19 protein-coding genes are annotated in these 21029 nt (G+C 69.1%); 14 read left to right on the top strand and 5 right to left on the bottom strand.

Annotated features, from left to right (window positions below; genetic code table 11):
• The first annotated feature begins 52 nt into the window (after positions 1-52).
• The 7 genes from VD964_RS01795 (at position 53) to VD964_RS01765 (ending at position 9245) form a co-directional block, all read left to right on the top strand.
• Positions 53-1135, top strand: coding sequence for an AbrB family transcriptional regulator (locus tag VD964_RS01795; RefSeq protein ID WP_324864919.1), 1083 nt, complete (start codon positions 53-55; stop codon positions 1133-1135).
• A gap of 102 nt (positions 1136-1237) precedes the next feature.
• Positions 1238-2395: a PLP-dependent aspartate aminotransferase family protein gene (locus VD964_RS01790; protein WP_324864917.1), complete on the top strand. Its 1158-nt coding sequence runs from the start codon at positions 1238-1240 to the stop codon at positions 2393-2395.
• A gap of 179 nt (positions 2396-2574) precedes the next feature.
• Entirely contained in the window at positions 2575-3849 is a 1275-nt protein-coding gene (locus VD964_RS01785; RefSeq protein WP_324864915.1) for an imelysin family protein, read from the top strand.
• A 134-nt stretch (positions 3850-3983) separates the two neighbouring features.
• Positions 3984-5468 (top strand): multicopper oxidase family protein, encoded by a 1485-nt coding sequence (locus tag VD964_RS01780; RefSeq protein WP_324864913.1) that lies wholly within the window; start codon positions 3984-3986, stop codon positions 5466-5468.
• A gap of 199 nt (positions 5469-5667) precedes the next feature.
• Entirely contained in the window at positions 5668-6933 is a 1266-nt protein-coding gene (locus tag VD964_RS01775) for a di-heme oxidoredictase family protein (protein WP_324864911.1), read from the top strand.
• A 50-nt stretch (positions 6934-6983) separates the two neighbouring features.
• Positions 6984-8096, top strand: coding sequence for an imelysin family protein (locus tag VD964_RS01770; RefSeq protein ID WP_324864909.1), 1113 nt, complete (start codon positions 6984-6986; stop codon positions 8094-8096).
• A 3-nt stretch (positions 8097-8099) separates the two neighbouring features.
• Positions 8100-9245 (top strand): DUF1513 domain-containing protein, encoded by a 1146-nt coding sequence (locus VD964_RS01765; protein WP_324864907.1) that lies wholly within the window; start codon positions 8100-8102, stop codon positions 9243-9245.
• A 156-nt stretch (positions 9246-9401) separates the two neighbouring features.
• Here the strand turns inward: VD964_RS01765 and fghA are convergent, their stop codons facing one another.
• Together fghA and VD964_RS01755 are read right to left on the bottom strand one after the other, a co-directional pair.
• Positions 9402-10253: an S-formylglutathione hydrolase gene (gene fghA, locus VD964_RS01760; protein ID WP_324864905.1), complete on the bottom strand. Its 852-nt coding sequence runs from the start codon at positions 10251-10253 to the stop codon at positions 9402-9404.
• A gap of 88 nt (positions 10254-10341) precedes the next feature.
• Positions 10342-11460, bottom strand: coding sequence for an S-(hydroxymethyl)glutathione dehydrogenase/class III alcohol dehydrogenase (locus VD964_RS01755; protein WP_324864903.1), 1119 nt, complete (start codon positions 11458-11460; stop codon positions 10342-10344).
• Positions 11461-11625: 165 nt separating this feature from the next.
• Here VD964_RS01755 and VD964_RS01750 point away from each other — a divergent pair, with 165 nt between their 5' ends.
• Together VD964_RS01750 and VD964_RS01745 are read left to right on the top strand one after the other, a co-directional pair.
• A complete protein-coding gene (locus tag VD964_RS01750; protein ID WP_324864901.1) occupies positions 11626-12525 on the top strand; it encodes a LysR family transcriptional regulator in 900 nt (299 codons plus the stop codon).
• Between the two features lie 89 nt (positions 12526-12614).
• Positions 12615-13154 carry a hypothetical protein gene (locus VD964_RS01745; protein WP_324864899.1) on the top strand — a complete coding sequence of 180 codons (540 nt, stop codon included), beginning with the start codon at positions 12615-12617 and terminating at the stop codon, positions 13152-13154.
• Positions 13155-13185: 31 nt separating this feature from the next.
• Here VD964_RS01745 and VD964_RS01740 read toward each other — a convergent pair whose 3' ends face one another.
• The 3 genes from VD964_RS01740 to VD964_RS01730 are packed head-to-tail and all read right to left on the bottom strand — an operon-like array spanning position 13186 to position 16732.
• On the bottom strand, positions 13186-13785 hold the full coding sequence (locus tag VD964_RS01740) for a PqiC family protein (RefSeq protein WP_324864897.1): 600 nt from the start codon (positions 13783-13785) through the stop codon (positions 13186-13188).
• A 15-nt stretch (positions 13786-13800) separates the two neighbouring features.
• Positions 13801-15501 carry an intermembrane transport protein PqiB gene (locus VD964_RS01735; protein ID WP_324864895.1) on the bottom strand — a complete coding sequence of 567 codons (1701 nt, stop codon included), beginning with the start codon at positions 15499-15501 and terminating at the stop codon, positions 13801-13803.
• The gene (locus VD964_RS01730; RefSeq protein WP_324864893.1) at positions 15494-16732 is read right to left on the bottom strand and encodes a paraquat-inducible protein A; all 1239 of its coding nucleotides are present in this window, start codon (positions 16730-16732) and stop codon (positions 15494-15496) included. The genes VD964_RS01735 and VD964_RS01730 overlap by 8 nt, the downstream gene beginning before the upstream one ends.
• A gap of 259 nt (positions 16733-16991) precedes the next feature.
• Between VD964_RS01730 and VD964_RS01725 the strand changes: the two genes are divergently transcribed.
• The 5 genes from VD964_RS01725 to VD964_RS01705 all read left to right on the top strand — a co-directional run bounded on the left by VD964_RS01725 (position 16992) and on the right by VD964_RS01705 (position 21022).
• Positions 16992-17834: a GntR family transcriptional regulator gene (locus VD964_RS01725; protein WP_324864892.1), complete on the top strand. Its 843-nt coding sequence runs from the start codon at positions 16992-16994 to the stop codon at positions 17832-17834.
• A 66-nt stretch (positions 17835-17900) separates the two neighbouring features.
• Positions 17901-18731: a transporter substrate-binding domain-containing protein gene (locus VD964_RS01720; protein ID WP_324864890.1), complete on the top strand. Its 831-nt coding sequence runs from the start codon at positions 17901-17903 to the stop codon at positions 18729-18731.
• A 107-nt stretch (positions 18732-18838) separates the two neighbouring features.
• Positions 18839-19486 (top strand): amino acid ABC transporter permease, encoded by a 648-nt coding sequence (locus VD964_RS01715; protein ID WP_324864888.1) that lies wholly within the window; start codon positions 18839-18841, stop codon positions 19484-19486.
• 4 nt (positions 19487-19490) lie between these two features.
• Positions 19491-20195 (top strand): amino acid ABC transporter permease, encoded by a 705-nt coding sequence (locus VD964_RS01710; protein ID WP_324864886.1) that lies wholly within the window; start codon positions 19491-19493, stop codon positions 20193-20195.
• The gene (locus VD964_RS01705) at positions 20195-21022 is read left to right on the top strand and encodes an amino acid ABC transporter ATP-binding protein (RefSeq protein WP_324864884.1); all 828 of its coding nucleotides are present in this window, start codon (positions 20195-20197) and stop codon (positions 21020-21022) included. The genes VD964_RS01710 and VD964_RS01705 overlap by 1 nt, the downstream gene beginning before the upstream one ends.
• Positions 21023-21029 lie beyond the last annotated feature (7 nt).

The raw sequence follows: 21029 nt of genomic DNA, 5'->3' as shown, positions 1-21029 counted from the left end.
CTGCGGCAGGCAGCATGCTCCGGTCGCAAACTATTCGTACAGGTATGAATCCGTGGCGGGTGCGGGGGATCGGGCGGAAGCCGGGTGGCCGAAGGGCTGGGCCGGCAAGCTGGCGCAATGGGCGGGCCTGCTCGCGCTGTCGGGGGCGATCACGCTGGGGCTGGACGGGATCGGGCTTCCGGCCGCCTGGCTGATCGGGCCGATGGTCGGAGCGATCGCGTTCGGCGTCGGCGGCGCCTCCATCCGGGTGCCGCCGTCCGGCTTCACCATGGCCCAGGCGATCATCGGCTGTCTCGTCGCCCATGCCGTCACTGTGTCGATCCTGCTGTCCATCGCCCGCAATTGGCCTTTGATGCTGGGAACGGTCGGGCTGACGGTGACGGTCAGCGGCATCGTCGGCTGGCTCTTCGTCCGCTACGGCAGCCTGCCCGGAACCACCGCAGCCTGGGGCGTGTCGCCGGGAGCCGCCGCGGCCATGGTCGCGATGGCGGGCCAGCATGGCGCGGACGCCCGGCTGGTCGCGGTGATGCAGTATCTGCGCGTGGTTCTGGTGGTGCTCAGCGCCTCCCTGGTCACCCACGCGCTGACCGCCGGCTCGCAAGGCGCGACGCCGGCCGCCGCCCCGGTCGAGGCGCTGGACCCGGCGGGGTTGGCGGCGACCCTGCTGGTCGCCCTGGTCGGCGGCTGGATCGGGCACCGGTTCCGCATCCCGTCCGGCGCCCTTCTGGTCCCGATGGTGCTGGGGGCGCTGGTCCAGACCGGCGCCGGGATATCGCTTCAACTGCCGCACACGCTGCTGACCGTCACATACGCAGTGATCGGCTGGAGCATCGGCCTGCGCTTCACCCGCGAGGTGCTGGGCCACGCGTTCCGTGCGGTGCCGCAGATGCTGCTGTCGACCGCGCTGATGATCGCGCTGTGCAGCCTGTCGGCCTGGATGCTGGTCACGCTGCTGCCGACCGACCCGCTGACCGCCTTCCTCGCCACCAGCCCGGGCGGGCTCGATTCCGTCGTGGTGATCGCGCTCGGCACCGGGGTGGACCTGCCGCTGGTTTTGGCGCTGCAGACCTTGAGGCTGTTCGTGGTGGTGCTGTCCGGACCGCCTTTGGCCCGCCTGATCGCCCGTTACGCCTGAGCCTTCGGCGAAAGTCGGACTTCCGGACGGGACGTTGCGCCGGCTCTGGTTCGAAGCGTATCCTTCGTCCCCCCTTACGCCCCGATCCGGAGTGCCCCGGCAATGACCGACCGCCCCCACCGTCCCGAAACCATCGCCGCCGGCGCCCTGGGATTTGAGGACGCCGCCAGCGGCGCGGTCATTCCGCCGATCCACCCCTCCACCACCTACATCCGCGATCCCGACAACGGCTATGGCCGCGGCCGGGTCTACGCCCGCGCCGACAACCCGACCTTCGACACGCCGGCCCGCACCATCACCGAACTGGAAAAGGGCGCGGACACTCTGCTGTTCGCCTCCGGCATGGCGGCGGCGACGGCTGTGTTCCAGGCGCTCGATCCCGGCGACCATGTGGTCGTTCCCGACGTGATGTACTGGGCCTTCCGCAACTGGGTGCATGGTCCGGCGACCCGCTGGGGCCTGCGGGTGGAAGGGGTCGACACCAGCAACACCGACGCGGTCCGGGCCGCGCTCCGCCCCGGCCAGACGCGGCTGGTCTGGCTGGAGACGCCGGCCAACCCGCTGTGGACCGTCACCGACATTGCCGCGGTGGCGGAACTCGCGCATGACGCCGGGGCCTGGCTCGCCGTGGACAGCACGGTGGCGACGCCGGTGCTGACCCGTCCGCTGGAGCTGGGCGCCGACATCGTCATGCATTCGGCGACCAAATACCTGAACGGCCATTCGGACGTCGTCGCCGGCACCCTGACCGCCGCCCGCAAGGACGAGTTCTGGGGCCGCATCAAGGCGGTGCAGACCCAGCAGGGCGGCATTCTCGGCAGCTTCGAGGCCTGGCTTCTCCAGCGCGGCCTGCGCACCCTGTTCGCCCGCGTCCGCTGGCAATGCGCCGCCGCCATGACCCTGGCGGAGCGTCTGTCCGCCCACCCGCAGGTGTCGGAGGTGCTCTATCCCGGCCTGCCAGGCTTCCGCGGCCACGGCATCGCCTCCCGCCAGATGACCGGCGGCTTCGGCGGCATGCTGTCGATCCGGGTGAAGGGCGGCACCCAGGCCGCCATCGACACCGCGGCCCATGTCGGCGTCTGGCGCCGCGCCACGTCGCTGGGCGGGGTGGAAAGCCTGATCGAACACCGCGCCAGCATCGAAGGCCCGACCTCCCCGGTTCCCGGCGACCTGCTGCGCCTGTCGGTCGGCCTTGAGTCGCCCGACGACCTGTTCGAGGACCTGGGCCAGGCGCTCAATCGGGCACTCCGCCAGGGGTGAGGAACGGCCGCCGTTCCCTCCCCACCGGGTAATATCGACGCAGCCATCGGCCGCAGCCGCTTTTCCGAGTATCCCCAACGCGGATAGGGCTTGACAGTGAGAATGATTCGCGACGTTATTCGCTGAGAATCAGTCGCACTTTCCGTCATTTCAGACCACCGACGTTCGAGGAGACCTCCATGTCGAAGCGCGCTGCCGGCCTTGCCGCCGTAGCCGTCGTTGCCCTGATGCCGTTCGCCGCCCAGGCGGCGGCACCGGCCTACAAGGACGTGGCGAAGAACTACGCCGACATCGCCCATGCCGCCTACGAGGACGCCACCAACAGCGCCAAGGCGCTGAAGAAGGCGGTGGATGCCCTGGTCGCCAACCCGACGGAGGAGACCCTGGTGAAGGCGCGCGAGGCCTGGAAGGCCGCCCGCGTCCCCTACATGCAGACGGAAGCCTTCCGCTTCGGCAACCCGATCGTCGACGAATGGGAAGGCAAGGTGAATGCCTGGCCGCTGGACGAGGGCCTGATCGACTATGTCGACGACGGCTATGCCGGCGGCGAGAGCAACCCCTACGCCAAGGCCAATGTCATCGCCAACGCGAAGATCACGGCCGGCGGCAAGACGATCAACGCGGCGAAGATCAACAAGGGCCTGCTGAGCGAAAAGCTGCACGAAGCAGGGAAGGTCGAGGCGAACGTCGCCACCGGCTATCACGCCGTCGAATTCCTGCTGTGGGGTCAGGATCTGAACGGCACCGGCCCGGGTGCGGGCGCACGCAAGGCGACCGACTACGCCAAGGGCAAGGACTGCACCAACGGCCATTGCGACCGCCGCGCCCAGTATCTGGCCGTCGCCACCCAGATGCTGGTCGACGACCTCGCCGAGATGACCGCCGACTGGGCGCCGAAGGGCAAGGCCCGCGCCTCCATCGCCAAGGCTCCGGAAGGCGAGGGCATCGCCCGCATGCTGACCGGCCTGGGTTCGCTGAGCTACGGCGAACTGGCGGGCGAGCGCATGAAGCTCGGCCTGATGCTGCACGACCCGGAGGAGGAGCATGACTGCTTCTCCGACAACACCCACAACTCGCACTATTACGACGAAGTCGGCATGGTGAACGTCTACAACGGCAGCTACAAGCGCATCGACGGCAAGACCGTGTCTGGCGCCTCGCTGTCGCAGTTGGTCGCCGCCAAGTCCGCCGACGCCGACGCCGCGGTGAAGACCGCCATGGCCGAGACCATGAAGGCGATGCAGGCGATCAAGGACACCGCCGACAGCGGCAAGATGGCCTACGACCAGATGATCGCCGCCGACAACGAGGACGGCAACAAGCTGGTGGCCTCCGCCGTCGACCGTCTTGTCGACCAGAAGAAGGCGCTGGAAGGCGCCGTCAGCACCCTGGGCGTCTCCATCAGCGTCCAGGGTTCCGACAGCCTCGACGATCCGTCGAAGGTCGGCAAGTAAGCCTGCATCCGGCTCCGGTCCCGCGCCTCATCCGCGCATGACCGTTCCCCCACCTTCCCTTCCGGACCGATCCGGCGCGGAAGGGGCGGGGCCGGAGCCGGTCTTTTCCTGCCTGTCGTTTCCGGACCGCCGTCATGCCGCACCGCCTCGCCGCCGCCCTGTCCCGCCGTGCCCTACTGCGCGCCGGGGGCGCCGCCGTCGCGGCGGCCGCGCTGGGCGGAACGGGAGCCACCGCGCCGGCTGCCGGCGCCCTGAAGCCCGGCCTGACCGGGCCGGCGCCGATCACCGCCGCCGGCGATCTGGTCGAGGTCGAGCTGGTCGCGAAGCAGCGCCTTCAGCGCATTCTGCCGGAGCCCGCCAAACCATCGCCGCTGATCACCTACGCCGACCGCTTTCCCGGTCCGATCATCCGCATGCGCAAGGGCCAGCGGCTGCGCGCCACGCTCGTCAACGAACTGGACGAGCACAGCTCGATCCATTGGCATGGCATCCGCCTGCCGAACCTTGAAGACGGCGTGCCCTACCTGACCCAGCCGCCGACCAGACCCGGCGAGCGCCACGTCTATGAATTCACCCCGCCCGACGCCGGGTCCTTCTTCTTCCATCCCCACTGCAACACGGTGAAGCTGCTGGGCCGCGGCCTTGCCGGCGTGCTGATCGTGGAGGAGCCGGACGCACCGAAGGTCGACGCCGACATCGTCTGTCTGGTCAAGGACTGGCAGCTGGACAGGACCGGCAGCTTCGGCACCTTCATCACCGACCGCGGCGCCGCGCGCGCGGGCACCTTCGGCAGCGTGTCGACCGTCAACGGCGCCATCGATCCGGTGATCGAGGTTCCCGCCAACGGCGACATCCGCGCCCGGCTCTACAACATCGACAGCACCCGCGTGGTCGATCTGCGGGTGGAGGGGGCGGAGGCCTGGATCATCGCGGTGGACGGCAATCCGCTGCCGCCCCGCCCGCTCGACGGCTGGCCGATGGGACCGGCGATGCGCATCGACGTGCTGTTCCGCGCTCCCGCCAAGGCCGGCCAGACCCTGCGGCTGACCAACGTCTATTCGGCCGAGCCCCGGCCGCTCGCCACTTTCCGCGCCGTCGGTCCTGCGCTGCCCAACAAGCGCTTCAAGCCGCGCGCCCTGCCCGCCTCTGCCATTCCCGAACCGGACCTGAAGGACGCGCCGGTCATCCCGATGGCCTTCTCCGCCACCGCGGTTGCGCAGAGCTTCGACCCGGCGATCCTGCCCGGCCTGCCCTATGCCGACTCGCTCTGCCTGTCGGAGAAGACCTTCTGGGCGATCAACCAGCAAAGCTGGCCGGAGGGCGGACACGAGCATCTGCCCCCGCCGCTGGTCACGCTGGAGAAGGGCCGGAGCTACATCTTCGAACTGGCCAACCTGACGCCGCACCTGCACCCGATCCACATCCACGGCTATACCTTCAAGGTGCTGTCGTCCGACGGCCGCGAGGTGGTGCCCCACCATGCCGACACCGTCCTGCTGGAACCGAAGGAACGCCTGCGCGTCGCCATCAAGGCCGACAATCCCGGCGACTGGATGTTCCACTGCCACATCATCGAACACCAGGACACCGGCATGATGGGATACATCCGCGTTGTTTGAGCATCCAATCATCCGCCCGAAATCCCCTCTCCCCCCCGGGGAGAGGGTCAGGGTGAGGGGGCAGCGTGGGCGTCAGCCCGCGCCAGGGGATTGCCAAGGGGCAGAATGCCCCTTGGCGGCGCGCGATGGCGCGCCGGCCCCCTCACCCTTCCCACGCCTGCAGCGCGGGTCCCCCCCCTCTCCCCGGGGGGGCGAGGGTATGTCGCTCCGCGTCGCAGTTGCTGCCGCCCTTCTCCTTTTCCTCGCCCCCACCGCGCAGGCCGCCGACAGCCTCGACAACCGCATCGGCGAGGCCCTGTTCCGCCGCATGTGGGTGGCGGCGCCCACCGCGACCCAGGCGGCGGACGGTCTCGGTCCGCTCTACAACGCGCGGTCCTGCGCCACCTGCCATCCGCGCGGCGGCGGCGGCCGTCCGCCCGACCCGGCGGTGGAGGGGGACCAGGGCGTCGGCTATGCGATCAAGCTGAACGACGACCCGGTCTATGGCCGGCAGATCCAGGCGAACGCCATCCTCGGACAGGTGATCGAAGGACGCCCCCGCGTCACCTACCGGGAGGAGGTGGTGCGCTTCCCCGACGGCGGGGTCGTCCGGCTGCGCCACCCCACGCCGGTCGTCGAGGATCTGGGCTATGGCCCCCTGGCCGAAGCGACGGTGATGTCCGCCCGCGTGCCTCCGCGCGTCCATGGCATGGGCCTGCTGGACCGCATTCCGGCCGAGGCGATCGAGGCGGAGGCGGTAAGGCAGGCGGCGTCCGGTGGACCCGTGGCCGGACGAGTGAACCATGTGACGGTGGACGGCAGGCGTCAGGTCGGCCGTTTCGGCTGGAAGGCGATGCACCCCACGCTCGACCACCAGGATGCGGAAGCCTTCAGCCTCGACATCGGCATGTCGACCCCGGCCTTTCCTGAACCCTGGGCCGACTGCACCCCGGCGCAGACCGCCTGCCGCAACGCCCCCCACGGCGACTCCAAGCAGTTCGAGGGTCTGGAGATCCCCAGCACGGTGATCGGCCTGATCGACGGCTATCTGCGCGACCTGCCGCCCGACGGAAGCCTGGAGGCGTCGAAGGACAAGGCCGGCACCAAGCTGTTCGCCGACACCGGCTGCGCTGCCTGCCACCGCCCGTCCTGGCGCACGGTGGCGGATCCGGTGCACCCTGCTTTGTCCGACCGCGACATCTTCCCGCACAGCGACATGCTGCTGCATGACCTCGGTCCCGCACTGGGCGACGCATTGCCGATGGGCGAGGCGCGCGGAAGCGACTGGCGCACCACGCCGCTGTGGGGGCTGAACCGGCTCGCGGCCAAGGACGGCCAGCTTTCGCTGCTGCATGACGGGCGCGCGCGCAGCGTGACCGAAGCCATCCTGTGGCATGGCGGCGAGGCGGAGGGAGCGAAGGACCGCTTCATGTCCCTGCCTGCGGCGGAGCGGAAACGGCTGGTGCGCTACGTGCTGGGTTTGTAAAGGATGGGCGGGGTTTCGATCCGCGTAACCGGCAGAAGGGATTTGATCGTATGCGACGCCGCATAGTGCTTGGGCTGATGTCCGCCGCCGCCGTGGCGGCACTGTTGCCCCGGACCCCGGCCTTCGCCGCCCGCCAGTCGGACAAGGACAGCGCCTTCCTGGCCGGCATGGTCCGCACCCATGCCGTTCCCCGCTTCGACGCGCTGGTGACCGCAGCCACCGCCTATGCCGACACGCTCGACCGCTTCGCCGCCGGCCCCAGCGCCGCCGGCCTTGCGGAGGCGCGGACGGCCCACACCCGGGTCACCGATGCCTGGGCCGGCGTGCAGCATCTGCGGCCGGGTCCGCTGACCGTAAACCTGCGGGCCGACCGCCTGTCCTTCTGGCCGGAACGGGCGGGCGTGGTCCAGCGCCAGATCGGCCAGATCCTGCGCGACCAGGACCCGAAGCTGCTGCAGCCAGGGGCGCTGGCCCGCCAGAGCGCGGCCGTGCAGGGCCTGACCGTGCTGGAACGGCTGCTGTTCGACGAGAACGTCACGGTGGAGAGCTTCGCCGGCAGCGACGCCAAGCGCTTCCGCGGGCTGCTCGCCGCCGCCGCCGCCCGCAACGTCGTCGCCATCGCGACCGATGCGCGCGACGGCTGGAAGGAGCTGGAGGCGCCGCTTGCCGCCGGCCAGGCGACCGTGCTCGGCCCCACCGCGTCGGAGGCCGTGAACACGCTGTACGCCTCCGCCATCACCGCCATGCAGGTCATCATCGACCAGAAGCTGATGGCCCCGCTCGGCACCGGCATCGAGGATGCCAAGCCGACGGTCGTCGAGGCTTTGCGCAGCGGCCGGGCGCTGCGCAACATCGCGCTGAACCTGGAGGGGCTGCGCGCCCTGCTGATGGGCGAGAATGGCGGTCCCGGCTTCGTTTCGCTGCTGCCGCCGGGCGAGGACGGGGCGACCGCCAAGCAGGCGATCGACGAGAGTTTCGCTGCTGCCATCGGCGCGGTGGAGGCGGTGCCCGGTCCGCTGAACAAGGCGGTGACCGACCCCGCCGCCCGCAAGAAGGCCGACGGCGCTCTGCGCCTGATCAAGGCGGCGCGGGTGGAGATGCTGGGCACGCTCGCCCCGCTGCTGGACATCACGCTGGGCTTCAACGAACTGGACGGGGACTGAGGCATGGCCGGAATGGGCGCGATGGACCGCCGGAACATCCTCGGCCTGCTCGCCGCTCCGGCATTGGGTGGGCGCCTGCTGGGCGGCGGGCTGCTGGCCATGCTGACCGGCAAGGCCCATGCCGCCGGCAACGGCGCGATCTATCTCAACGCCTATGCCACCGCTGGGGCGGAGCCGAGCTACGGCGTCGCGGCGCTGAATCTCGCCGGCAAGGTGCTGTTCACCACCCCCACCCCCGGCCGCGCCCATGGCATCGTGCCGCGTCCGGGGATGGCCGAGGCGGTGGTCTTCGCCCGCCGGCCCGGCCGCTGGTTCCAGACCCTGTCGCTGACCGATGGCGCCGCCGGTCCGGTGGTGCGGGCGCCGGACGACCGCCGCTTCACCGGCCATGGCAACTATTCCGCCGACGGCCGCACCCTCTATGTCGCCGAGGACGACGTCCCGCGGGAAGAAGGGGCGATCGGTGTCTATGACGCCACCGACGGCTATCGCCGCATCGGCGTCCTCCCGACCCATGGGCTGGGGCCGCACGAGCTGATGCTGATGCGGGACGGGACAACGCTGGCGGTCGCCAACGGCGGCGTCATCACCCATCCCGACACCGGCCGGGCCAAGCTGAACCTCGACAGCATGGATGCGTCGCTGACCTATGTGGAGGCGGCGACCGGCAAGCTGCTCGACAAGGTTCGCCTGCCGGAGGAGCACGGCAACCTCGGCATCCGCCACATCGCCTTGCTGGACGATGGCGGCATCGCTTTCGGCACCCAGGACGAGCGGCCCATCGGCATGCTGCAGCCATTGACCGGCGCCCACCGTCCGGGCAGCGGGGCCGTCCGCCTGTTCGACACGCCGGTGGACGTGTTGTCACGCATGCAGGGTTATATCGGCAGCGTCGCGTCGGACGGACGGACCGTCGCCGCCAGTTCGCCGCCGGGCGGGGTCATCGGGCTGTGGGACGCCGCGACGGGCGCTTGGCTCGGCTCGACCGCGCTGGCCGACGGCTGCGGGCTGGCGCCGAACGGAGAGGGATATCTGGCGACCAGCGGGCTGGGCGTGATCGAGCCGGTGTCCGTCAGTGCAACGGCAGGGCCGGAGCGCCGGGCGCCGGAGTTCCGGTGGGACAACCACCTGACGCGGCGGGTGGGGTGAGGTGAGGCGTCAAAGGAGGCGGCGTTCTGCCCCCTCCCCGACCCTCCCCCGCTTCGCGGGAGAGGGAGTTAAGTGCAAGGGCGGCGGAGTTCCCTCTCCCGCCAAAGGCGGGGGAGGGTTAGGGAGGGGGCAGCCGCACCCCACCCAATCAGCCACCTACCCCGCCAGCGCCGCCGCGTGATGGCGCAGATGATCCTCGATGAACGTGCTGATGAAGAAATAGCTGTGGTCGTAGCCCGGCTGCATGCGCAACGTCACGGGATGCCCCGCCGCTTCCGCCGCGGCGACCAGCGCCTGCGGCTTCAACTGCGCCTCCAGGAAGCCGTCACGGTCGCCCTGGTCGATCAGGATCGGCAGCCGCTCCGTCGCCTTGCCGATCAGCGCGCAGGCGTCCCACTCCAGCCAGCGGTCCCGGTCCGGCCCCAGATAGCGGCCGAACGCCTTCTCGCCCCAGGGCACCGCCGCCGGGTTGACGATGGGAGCGAAGGCCGAAACCGCCTTGTAGACGCCGGGATGCTTGAGCGCACAGACCAGCGCGCCGTGCCCGCCCATCGAATGGCCGGCGATGGAGCGGCGGTCGGTGACCGGGAAGTTCTCCTCGATCAGCGCCGGCAGTTCCCGCGTCACATAATCGTGCATGCGGTAATGCCCCGCCCACGGCTCCTCCGTCGCATCGACGTAGAAGCCGGCGCCGAGGCCGAAATCCCAGCCGCCGTCGGGATCGCCCGGCACCCCGTCGCCGCGCGGGCTGGTGTCGGGAGCGACGATGGCAAGGCCGAGTTCGGCCGCGACGCGGAAGGCGCCGGCCTTCTGGGTGAAGTTCTCGTCGTTGCAGGTCAGGCCGGACAGCCAATAGAAGACCGGCACCTTGGCGCCGTCCTCCACCTGCGGCGGCAGGAAGATGGCGAAGGTCATGTCGCAATCCACCGCCGCGGACTGGTGCCGCACCCGCTTCAGCCGACCGCCGAACACGCGGGTTTCCGACAGGGTGGTGAGGGGGTCGGTCATGGAACTGCCTTTTTGTAAGTCGCTGCCCTGATCGCTCCCCTCCCCTGGAGTGGGGGAAGGGAACGCAGTCATCTCGCCGGCCGTCGCCTCACTGGTTGTAGAGGATGACCGAGCGGATGCTCTTGCCCTCATGCATCAGGTCGAAGGCGTGGTTGATGTCCTCCAGGCCCATGGTGTGGGTGATGAAGGTGTCCAGCTCGAACTCGCCGCGCAGGTAGCGCTCCACATAGTCCGGCAGTTCCGACCGGCCCTTGACGCCGCCGAAGGCCGACCCGCGCCAGACGCGGCCGGTGACCAGCTGGAACGGACGGGTGGAGATCTCCTCCCCGGCGCCGGCGACGCCGATGATCACCGACTCGCCCCAGCCCTTGTGGCAGCATTCCAGGGCGGCGCGCATGATCTTCACGTTGCCGATGCACTCGAAGCTGTAATCGACGCCGCCGTCGGTCATCTCCACCAGCACTTCCTGGATCGGGCGGTCGTAGTCCATCGGGTTGACGACGTCGGTGGCGCCCAGCTGCTTGGCGATCTCGAACTTCGACGGGTTGATGTCGACGCCGATGATGCGGCTGGCCTTCGCCATGGTGGCGCCGATGATGGCCGACAGGCCGATGCCGCCCAGGCCGAAGATGGCGACGGTCGAGCCCGGCTCCACCTTCGCCGTGTTCATCACCGCGCCCATGCCGGTGGTGACGCCGCAGCCCAGCAGGCAGACCTTCTCAAGCGGCGCCGCCTTGTTGATCTTGGCGAGCGCGATCTCCGGCAGCACCGTGTATTCGGAGAAGGTCGAGGTGCCCATGTAGTGGGCGATTTCCTTGCCCTTCAGGGAGAATCGGCTGGTGCCGTCCGGCATCAGGCCCTTGCCCTGGGTGGCGCGGATCGCCTGGCACAGGTTGGTCTTGCCGGACAGGCAGAATTTGCACTTGCCGCATTCCGGCGTGTAGAGCGGGATCACATGGTCGCCGACCGCGACGGAGGTGACGCCGGGGCCGACCTCCACCACCACGCCGCCGCCCTCATGGCCGAGGATGCAGGGGAAGACGCCTTCCGAATCCTTGCCGGACAGGGTGTAGGCGTCGGTGTGGCAGACGCCGGTGGCGACGATGCGGACCATCACCTCGCCGGCCTTGGGTGCCGCGACCTCGACCTCCTCGATCTCCAGCGGACGGTTGGCTTCCCAGGCGACGGCGGCGCGCGACAGGACCATGTGGCTTTCCTTCCCGAATACGGATTGGCCAATGCGGATTGGCATTTGATTACCGCAGTGTAGACCGCGAGCGGTCATTGCCAGAACGGCGATTTTGGGAATAGATTTTTGCCATATGGGGATAATGGCCGGGCGTCCCTGGGAGAAAGCCCTGGGAGAAAGATCATGAGCGGCTGGGACGGCATCGACGAATTCGTGGCGGTGGCCGAAACCGGCAGCTTTTCCCGTGCGGCGGAGCGGCTGCGCGTCTCCTCCTCCCACGTCAGCCGCAGCGTGGCGCGGTTGGAGGACCGGCTGCAGGCCCGCCTGTTCTACCGCACCACCCGCAAGGTCAGCCTGACGGAGAGCGGCCACACTTTCCTCGCCCGCTGCCGACGGCTCGCCGAACAGCGAGACGAGGCCTTCCTGGCGGTGGGTGCGCTCCAGGGCGGCAGAGACGCCGAGGTGAAGGGGATGCTGCGCATGACCTGCTCCACCGCCTATGGCGAGCAGTTCGTCATGCCGCTGATCAACGACCTGATGGAGCGGCACCCGCAGCTCAGCATCGAGGTGGAGTTGACCAACCGGCAGCTCGATCTGGTGCAGGAAGGCTACGATCTGGCGATCCGCCTCGGCCGCCTCAGCGAATCGAGCATGGTGGCGACCCGCATCGCCCCCCGCGTCATGCATCTGTGCGCCGCACCGGACTATCTGGACCGCCACGGCATCCCCGAAAGCTTGGCGAGCCTCGGCACCCACCAATGCCTGATCGGCACGTCAGATCATTGGCTGTTCGACGACAATGGGCAGGACTGGCTCTTCCGTCCGCGTGGCCGCTGGCGCTGCAACAGCGGCTTCTCCGTTCTGGATGCCGCGCTGCGCGGATTCGGACTGTGTCAGCTGCCGGATTACTACGTACGCGAGCCGGTGGCGGACGGGCGGCTGGTTTCCCTGCTGGACCGCCACCGGCCGCCGAACACCGCTGTGTGGGCGGTCTATCCACAGAAGCGCCATGTGCCGCCCAAGGTGCATGCGGCGATCCGGCATCTGAAGGAAGGGCTGGCGCGGCGGGCGGAATATCGTTGAGGGCGATTTGCCACAATGCAAATGCGAATGACTTGCATTATCATTTGAAACGCCCTACCCTCCGCCTGTTCCCCAAAGCGGAGTTCGCCATGTCCACCATGTCGTCCCATCGCCACGCCATGCCGGCCCGCGAGCGTTTCCAGGATCTGCACGCTGCGGAGGCGCTGGTCGTGTCCGTTCTGCGCCTGTGGGCCGAACCGCTGCGCGAGCCGGAACGCCAGCATCCGCACTGGCAGGACGGCATGACCGCGGCGGGCTTGTCCAACGACGCCGCGGTGGCCTTCGACACGCTGATGCGCATCGTGCTGGCGGCGACCACCCGTCCGCTGGACCTGCACCGGCCGCCCTGCCCGTCGCTTGGCGTCGACGAGGCGCTGCTGCTCGACATGCTGCGGCTGGCCCAGCAGGGGCAGCATGGCGAGGCCGGACTGCTGATGAACGACTGGCTGCCGCTGCCGGGCGTGCGGATGGCGATGGCGCCGCTCTGCGTCCTGGCCTCCGCACTGTCCCGCGCCGGACTGCAGATGCCCGACCCGGCGGCGGAAGACGCGTGGCCCCATCGGACGGTGGCCGAGCGCATGGAGCGTCCCCGCCCGACCGCCGACCGCGGCGCCACCCTGCTTCACTGAAGTCACGCCGCTCCAGGAGAGCGCGCCCTCCTCAGCGGCGCACCCCGGCGGCGATGCGGTCGGCGAAGGTGGCGACCGCCTGGCTCATCGCCCGCACCAGGGCATCCGGCTCGGCGCTGGCGGCGGGAATTTCCACCGTCTCGCGCGACGGGCCGCTCTTCCGGGCGCCGCCGGCCTGCGACAGGCTCCATTGCGCGTCGAGTACCACCCGGCCGCTGACATCGGCATCGAATCGCAGAACGGTGACGGCAAGCACCGCCGTGCCCTCCCCCACCGCGCTGCCGGCCACCGGCAGGACGGTCACGCCCGGCAGGCGCGCCGCCAGATCACCGGCCAGTGTGGAGCGCAGCCCATCGGCCAGCGGTTCGGCCCAGCGGTCGAACTCCAGCGCCTCCACCCGGTTGCCGTCGATGCGGCGGACGATCTGCGGCCGGTCGACCAGCATCGGCAGGTCCAGCGATCCCAATGCCAAAGTCTGGGGTGCGGTGCGGACAGGCTGCGCCGTTGCCGCCGGCGGCACCACCGCCAGCGTGTAGAGCCGGCTTTCCGGCGTCGACTGGCAGGCCGCCAGCACCAGCACGGGTAGCGCCATCGCCGCCGCCCGCCATCCGCGCACCCGTCCCATCGCCATCCCTTCCCCCATCCCTTACGGTCTCTTGCCCCGGAGCAGTGCCTCCGGGTGACGTTCCAGATAATCGGCCAGCACACGGAAGGACCTCGCGGCGTCGTTCAACTGCCGCATCACCCCCGCCAGATCGGCCTGCCCGCCGCCACCGCCCAGAAGGCCGTTGGCGCTGTTCAGCGTTCCCTGCGCCGCCGTCGCCACCCCGCGCAGGCTCTTCACCAAGTCCGGCAGTTGGCGGTCGGCATCGCGCATCAGCGCGTCGGCGCTGCCCAACGCCTTGGCGAGCGCCGCCAGGGAGCGCGCGAGATCCGGCGAACCGGCGAGGCCGCTGACCGACTGCAGGGTGCCGCGCAGGTCGGCGATCAGCGCGTCCAGCGGCAGCGCGGAGACTTTCTCCATCACCACGCCTGCCGACGCCATGATCGAATCGAGATCGCTGGACGCCACCGTCGGCAGTTCCGACCGTTCCGACCCCGGCGAAGGCGGCACGCCCGGTGCGTAGTCGAAGGACACCAGCTTCTGCCCGGTTAGCAGGTTTCCGGACGCCAGACGGGCGCGCAGCCCCTTTTCCACCTGGGTGGCGATCAGCTTGCGGACGGCCGCCTCGTCCATCGGCTTGCCGTCGACGACGGAATAGGTCCGGGCGACGAGATCCGGTTCGAAATCGATGTCGACGGGAATGCGCAGTTCCTGCGTCGCCTCGTCATACTCCAGCCGCACGGCGGCCACATGACCGACCGTCAGGCCGCGCAACAGCACCGGCGCACCGGCTTGCAATCCCTGGATCGAGCCGGGGAACTCCAGCCGATAGCGCACGCGCAGCCGGTCGCGCGCCGAGGCAGCGGATGTCTGGTCCTCGTAGAGGGTGAAGGTCGTCCAGTCCATCGCCTGCCCCCCGGCCTCCGGATCGGGCGGGGTTTCCAGCACCACGCCGCCCAGCGCCAGAGTCTTCAGCGATTCAGTCTGGAACTTCAGGCCCTCGGCCCCGGCGGTGAACTGGACGCCCGACGACCGCCAGAAGCGGCTCCCCTCCCGCACCAGCCCTTCGTAGGGTGCGCGGACGAAGATGGAGACCGACACCGTGCGGTCCTGGGGCGACAGGTTGTAGCCCATCACCTCGCCCACCTGGACGCCGCGGAAATAGACAGGGGAGCCCTGCGCCAGCGATCCCAGCTGTTCCGCCTTCAGGGAGAAGCTGCGGCCCGGCACGTCGGCGCGGATCACCGGCGGTTCGTCCAGCGCGTCGAACTCGCGCCGATCCTCGCCGCCGCCGGGCTCCATCTCCACATAGGTGCCGGACACCACCGTGCTCAGCCCCGACACCCCGCCCAGGCTGAGGCGCGGCGCCACCACCCAGAAGCGGGTCCCCTCCTTCAGGTGGCGGCCGGCGGTGCGGTCCATGCGGGCGGTGGCGATCACCTGGGACAGGTCGTCGGACAGGCGGACCGTCTCGATCACGCCGAGATCGACGTTCTTGTGCTTGATGCGGGTCCGCCCGGCCTCCAGCCCGTCGCCGGACTGGAAGGTGATGACGATCTGCGGGCCTCGGTCCTCCAGCCAGCGCCAGCCGAGCCAGCCGGCGATCAGCGCCGCCACCAGCGGCAGCAGCCACAGGAAGGACAGCCTGCGGCGCGTCGACACCTCGACCTCCGGCGGGTGCGAGGGCGGGGACGGCGGAGCGGCGGAAGAGGCGGAAGACGGGGGCGGGCCGGCGTCAGTCATGCCGCACCCCATCCGCCCGGTCCCACATCACGCGCGGGTCGAAGACGTGGCTTGCCAGCATGGTCAGGATGACCACGGCGGCGAAGGCGATCGCGCCGGAATCGGCGCGGACGGAGGCGACGGCGCCGAACTGCACCAGTGCCGTGAGGATGGCGATCATGAATACGTCCACATTGGACCAGCGCCCGATAGCGTCGATGAAGCGGTAGAGCCGGGTCCGTCCCTGCAGCCGAGCGGCCGATCCGCGCCAAGCGGCAACGACGAACCACGCCAACCCGCCCAGCTTCAGCAGCGGCACGGCGATGCTGGCGACGAAGACCAGCAGGGCCAGCGGCCACATGCCGGACCCCGCCAATTCCCCCACCCCGCCCAGGATCGTGCTGGGGTCGCCCTGGCCGAAATTGACGACGGTCATCACCGGCAGCAGGTTGGCCGGGACATAGAGGATTGCGCTGGTCGCCACCAGCGCCGTGGTGCGCCCCAGGCTGTCGGGTTCCCGCTCATGCATGCGGCTGCCGCAGCGGGTGCAGCGGTGCGGCGCGGGCGCGTGGTCATGGCCGTGGATGCGCTGGCAGACCGGGCAGGCGACCCAGCGCTGCGGGGACGGTGAAGGATCTGCAGGCACATGGTCGATGGCCGACCACAGCGCCCGGCGGTCGAGCCCCTGGTCCATCGCGGTGATCGCCAGTACATAGCCGCCGAGCGCCAGTCCGCCGGTCAGCAGTTCCGCATTGGCGAATCCGTACAGCTTGGAATAGCCGACCAGCAGGCCAAGCAGGAAGACGTCCAGCATCGCCCAGGGGCGCAGGGACTCGGTCAAGGCGAACAGCCGGGCGGTCGAACGCGGCGACTCCGGCGGACGTCCCCCGTGCAGGCGAAGCAGCACGGCGATCACCCCCACCACGCGGACCACCGGCGCGCCCAGCACCAGCAGCCCGACCAGCAGCGACAGCGGCCACATCCCCTGGTCGGCCAGCGCCTCCAACCCGGTGGTGACCAGACCGGCGCGGTCGTTGCCCTGGATATGCACCGCCATCAGCGGATTGACGGCGATCAGTCCCAGCAGCAGCAGCGCGGTCAACGCCATCGGCAGGGCATGATGCACCCCGCCCGCCACATGCCGGTACAGCAGCGCGCTGCACCGGGTGCAGACGGCTCGACCGCCGCGAGGCAGTTCTCGGACACGGTGAAGCCGCCCGCAATCCGGACAGCCGACCAGATCGTCCCGCACGGTTGCCGGATTCCCGATCAACCCGACCTTGCCCTGCCATCCCCACATGCACGCGCCCAAACCGATTTTAATGCAAATCCCACACTCCAATTGGCTTTTTCAGGCAGTTGCGCAAGCCCCGGCGAACGGGGTAGGCGGTTTTCCGCCGCATTGCAGCAATACCGGCCGCCGGACCGGGAATTGGCGATTGACCGTAAGATTATGTACATACATTATCGCCGAAACGTCACATCGCGGCGCGGAGAGCGGGGTGCAGGGGGTGGCACGACAAGGCCTGACCGGACAGGACCGCGTTGGCGGATCGGCACCCACGCCGGCCGGCGCCCCGCGGGATGACCTTTCCCCCAACGGCCTCTCACTCGACGGCCTCACCCTCGACGGCCGCGGCGCGCTGTTCGACCAGATCAAGCGCGCCGTTGCCGGCCAGATCCTGCGGGGCCGCTGGCAGGCCGGCCAACGCCTGCCCAACGAGGCGGAGTTGTCGAGCCTCTACGGCGTCTCCCGCCAGACCGTGCACAAGGCCATCGCATTGCTGGCGCGGGAGGGTTTCCTCGTCCGCCGCCGCCGTGCCGGGACCTTCGTCGCCACCGGCCGCCGCGATCGCTTCGCCCTGCCCATCGAGGACATCGGCGACGTCGTCGCGCGGGAGGGCCGTGTTTACGAGTTCCGCATCCGCGAACGCAAGAGCCTTCGTAACGGACAGGGCATCCGCTGGCCCGACCTGCCCGACGGTGCGCCGATCCTGGCGTTGGAGTGCCTGCATTTCAGCGACGGAACGCCGATCCAGCATGAGCGACGTCTCGTCAATCTCGACGCCGTTCCGGAAGTGGCGGAGGAACCGTTCGACAGCGTGGCGCCCAGCCGCTGGCTGGTCGACCGGGTTCCCTGGTCGTCGGCCGACCACACGGTGCGCGCGGTCAACGCCACGGCGGAGATGGCGGCGTTGCTGGGGGTGGAGGCCGGAGCGGCCTGCCTGTCGATCCGGCGGCAGACCATGCATCTCAGCCGGCCGGTGACGCTGGTTCATTTCCTCTCGGTCGGCGACCGGTTCAGCCTCAGCGGATCGTCGATCACCGACAGCGCGACCGAGTTGAATTTGTAAACACAAAAGGACCGGCTACAGTCGGCCGGCCACGACAGGGGACCACTCACGATGGAGAGCAAGGGTATGGTTCGGACGATGTTCAAGGCGGCGCTGCTCGGCGCCACTCTGCTGGTGACCGGTGCCGCGGCCGGCTCGGCGATGGCCGACACGCTGGCCGACGTGAAGAAGGCCGGTGTCCTCACCGTCGCCACCGAGATGCAGTTCCCGCCCTTCGACTTCCTGGAGAACAACGAATACAAGGGCGTCGACCGCGACCTGATCGACGAGGTGGCGAAGGAGCTGGGCGTCAAGGCCAAGCACATCGACCTGCCCTGGACCAGCGTCCTGCCCGGCCTGGAAGCCAAGAAGTTCGATCTGGTCATCGCCCCGGTTACGATCACGAAGGAGCGCATGAAGCGCTACGCCTTCACCGTTCCGATCTCCGAGGCGACCGCCGCGATGATGAAGCGCGCCGACGACAAGAGCATCAACAAGCCGGAGGACATCGCCGGCAAGAAGGTCGGCGGCGGCAAGGGCACCTCGCAGCTGGCCCAGGTCAAGGAGTTCGGCCAGACCCTGCCGACCCCGCCGGACGTGCGCGAATATGTCGACAGCAACCAGTCCTACGCCGATCTGGCCGCCGGCCGCATCGATGCCTCGGTCAACTCGCTGCCGAACCTGGCCTTCGCCGCCGCCCAGCGCAAGGAGACCTTCGCCGTCGTGCTGCCGCCCTTCGGCAAGCCCTCCTACTTCTCGTGGGTCGGCCGCCTCAGCGACGACGACAAGAGCCTGATCGAGGCGGTGAACGCCGCCCTCGTCAAGATCCAGAAGGACGGCCGCATGGCGACCATCCAGAAGAAGTGGTTCGGCGTCTCGCAGGAACTGCCGACCACCGTTCCGGAACCGCAGCTGTAAGGGATGCGGATCACTCCCTCTCCCCCCGCTCACGCGCAAACTTTGTTTGCGCGTGAGCGGGGGGAGAGGGGATTAGGTTCCGGTATTCCGCCGACGAAGGCCCATCAATGAAGTTCAGCGTCATCATCGACGCCCTTCCCCATCTGCTGGGGGCGGCCGTCACGACCGTCTGGGTCTCGCTGCTCGGCGTGCTGCTGGGGCAGGTGATCGGCTTGGTCGTCTGCGTGGCGCGGCAGTCCGGCGGTCGGGCGGCGGACATGGCCGGCGGCGTCTATGTCAGCTTCTTCCGCGGCGTGCCGCTGCTGATCCAGCTTCTGCTGATCTACTACATGCTGCCGCTGATCGGCATCGACGTGCCGCCTCTGGTCGCCTCCATCGCCGCGCTCGGCCTCGCATCGGGCGCCTATGTGTCGGAGATCTACCGCGGCGCGCTGAACGCCGTCCCGCACGGACAGTCGGAAGCGGCGCTGGCGCTGGGCTTCCCCGGATCGGCGATCTGGACGCGCATCCTGCTGCCGCAGGCCTTCCGCATCTCGGTGCCGGCCCTGGTCAACGAACTGATCCTGCTGCTGAAGGCGTCCTCGCTGATCTCCGTCGTCGGGGTGGCGGAGCTGACGCGGACCAGCCAGACCATTTCTGCCGCCAACTACCGCCCGCTTGAGATTTATCTCGCGGCCGGGGTCATCTATCTGGCGATCAACGGCGCGCTGGCCCTGTTCGGCACGCTGGTCGAACGCCGCCTGCAACAGGCCTGATCCGATGTTGGACTTCACCCTTCTCGTCCAGTACGGCCCGGCGCTGCTGCGCGGCTTCGGCGTCACCATCCTGTGCTGGGGCGCCGGCTGCCTGATCGGCATGGTACTGGGCTTCGTCCTGATGCTGCTGCGCCAGATCCCGGTGAAGCCGTTGCGCTGGGTCATCCGCGCCTATATCGAGGTGATCCGCGGCACGCCCTTCCTGATCCAGCTGTTCCTGCTTTACAGCGGCGGCCCGTCCATCGGCCTGCGGCTGGAGGCGACGGCGGCCGGCATCCTCGGGCTTGGCATCTATGGCAGCGCCTATTTCGCAGAGATCTTCCGCGCCGGCTATCAGGCGGTGCCGAAGGGGCAGGTGGAGGCCGCGCTCAGCCTCGGCATGTCCTACGGCTCGATCCTGCGCCGGGTGATCGTGCCGGCAATGCTGGTGTCGACCATTCCGGCCATCGTCAACATGATGGCGATCCTGACCAAGGAGACGGTGGTGCTGTCGATCATCACCGTGCCGGAACTGATGTACGAGATGCAGACGATGGCGGCGGAAACCTTCGCCACCTTCGAGACCATCGTCGGCATGGCGCTGTTTTACTGGCTGCTGGTGGAGGTGGTGTCGCGCCTGGGCCGCCGGCTGGAAGCCCGCGTCACCCGTTTCCTGACCCATGCGTCGCCGCAGGGCTCCTCGACCCAGACCGCAACCGCGAGGGCGTGATGACCACCGTTTCCGAAACCGCCTCCTCGCCCCGTTCCGCCACCGCCGGCGACGCCGCGCCGATGGTCACCATCCGCGGCGTCAGCAAGAGCTTCGGCACCAACGAGGTGCTGCGCGACATCGACCTGACCGTCAACAAGTCGGAGGTCGTCTGCCTGATCGGCCCCAGCGGGTCGGGAAAGAGCACGCTGCTGCGCTGCGTCAACTTCCTGGAGGTCTACGACCGCGGCGAGATCCGCATCGAAGGCAAGCTGGTCGGCTACACCGAAGAGACGCCGCGCCGCCGCCTGTCGAACCGCGACCTGCGGGACCTGCGGCGCAACGTCGGCATGGTGTTCCAGCAGTTCAACCTGTGGCCCCACATGACGGCGCTGGAGAATGTGGCCGAAGCCCTGGTGCAGGTCCGCGGCATGGACAAGGCCGCGGCAGCCGCCCATGCCCGCCGGATGCTGGACCGCGTCGGTCTGTCCGCCAAGACCGACAGCTATCCCGCCCGCCTGTCGGGCGGCCAGCAGCAGCGCGTGGCAATCGCCCGCGTCATCGCGATGGAACCCCATCTGATGCTGTTCGACGAGCCGACCTCGGCGCTCGACCCCGAACTGGTGGGCGAGGTGCTGCAGGTTATGCGCGATCTTGCCGCCGACGGCATGACCATGGTGGTGGTGACGCACGAGATGGGCTTCGCCGCCAACGTCGCCGACAAGGTGGCCTTCCTCGACCACGGCCGCATCGCCGCCTTCGGAACCCCGCGCGAGGTCTTCCACGAATCCACGGAACCGCGGGTGCAGCAGTTCCTGCAGACGTATCACGAGCGGAACAGCTTCTAAGTTCTTG

The sequence above is a fragment of the Azospirillum sp. genome, assembly GCF_035628975.1.
Taxonomy (GTDB): Bacteria; Pseudomonadota; Alphaproteobacteria; order Azospirillales; family Azospirillaceae; genus Azospirillum.
Note: the sequence above shows the minus strand (reverse complement) of the source record. Positions and strands in the feature narration are given on the sequence as shown.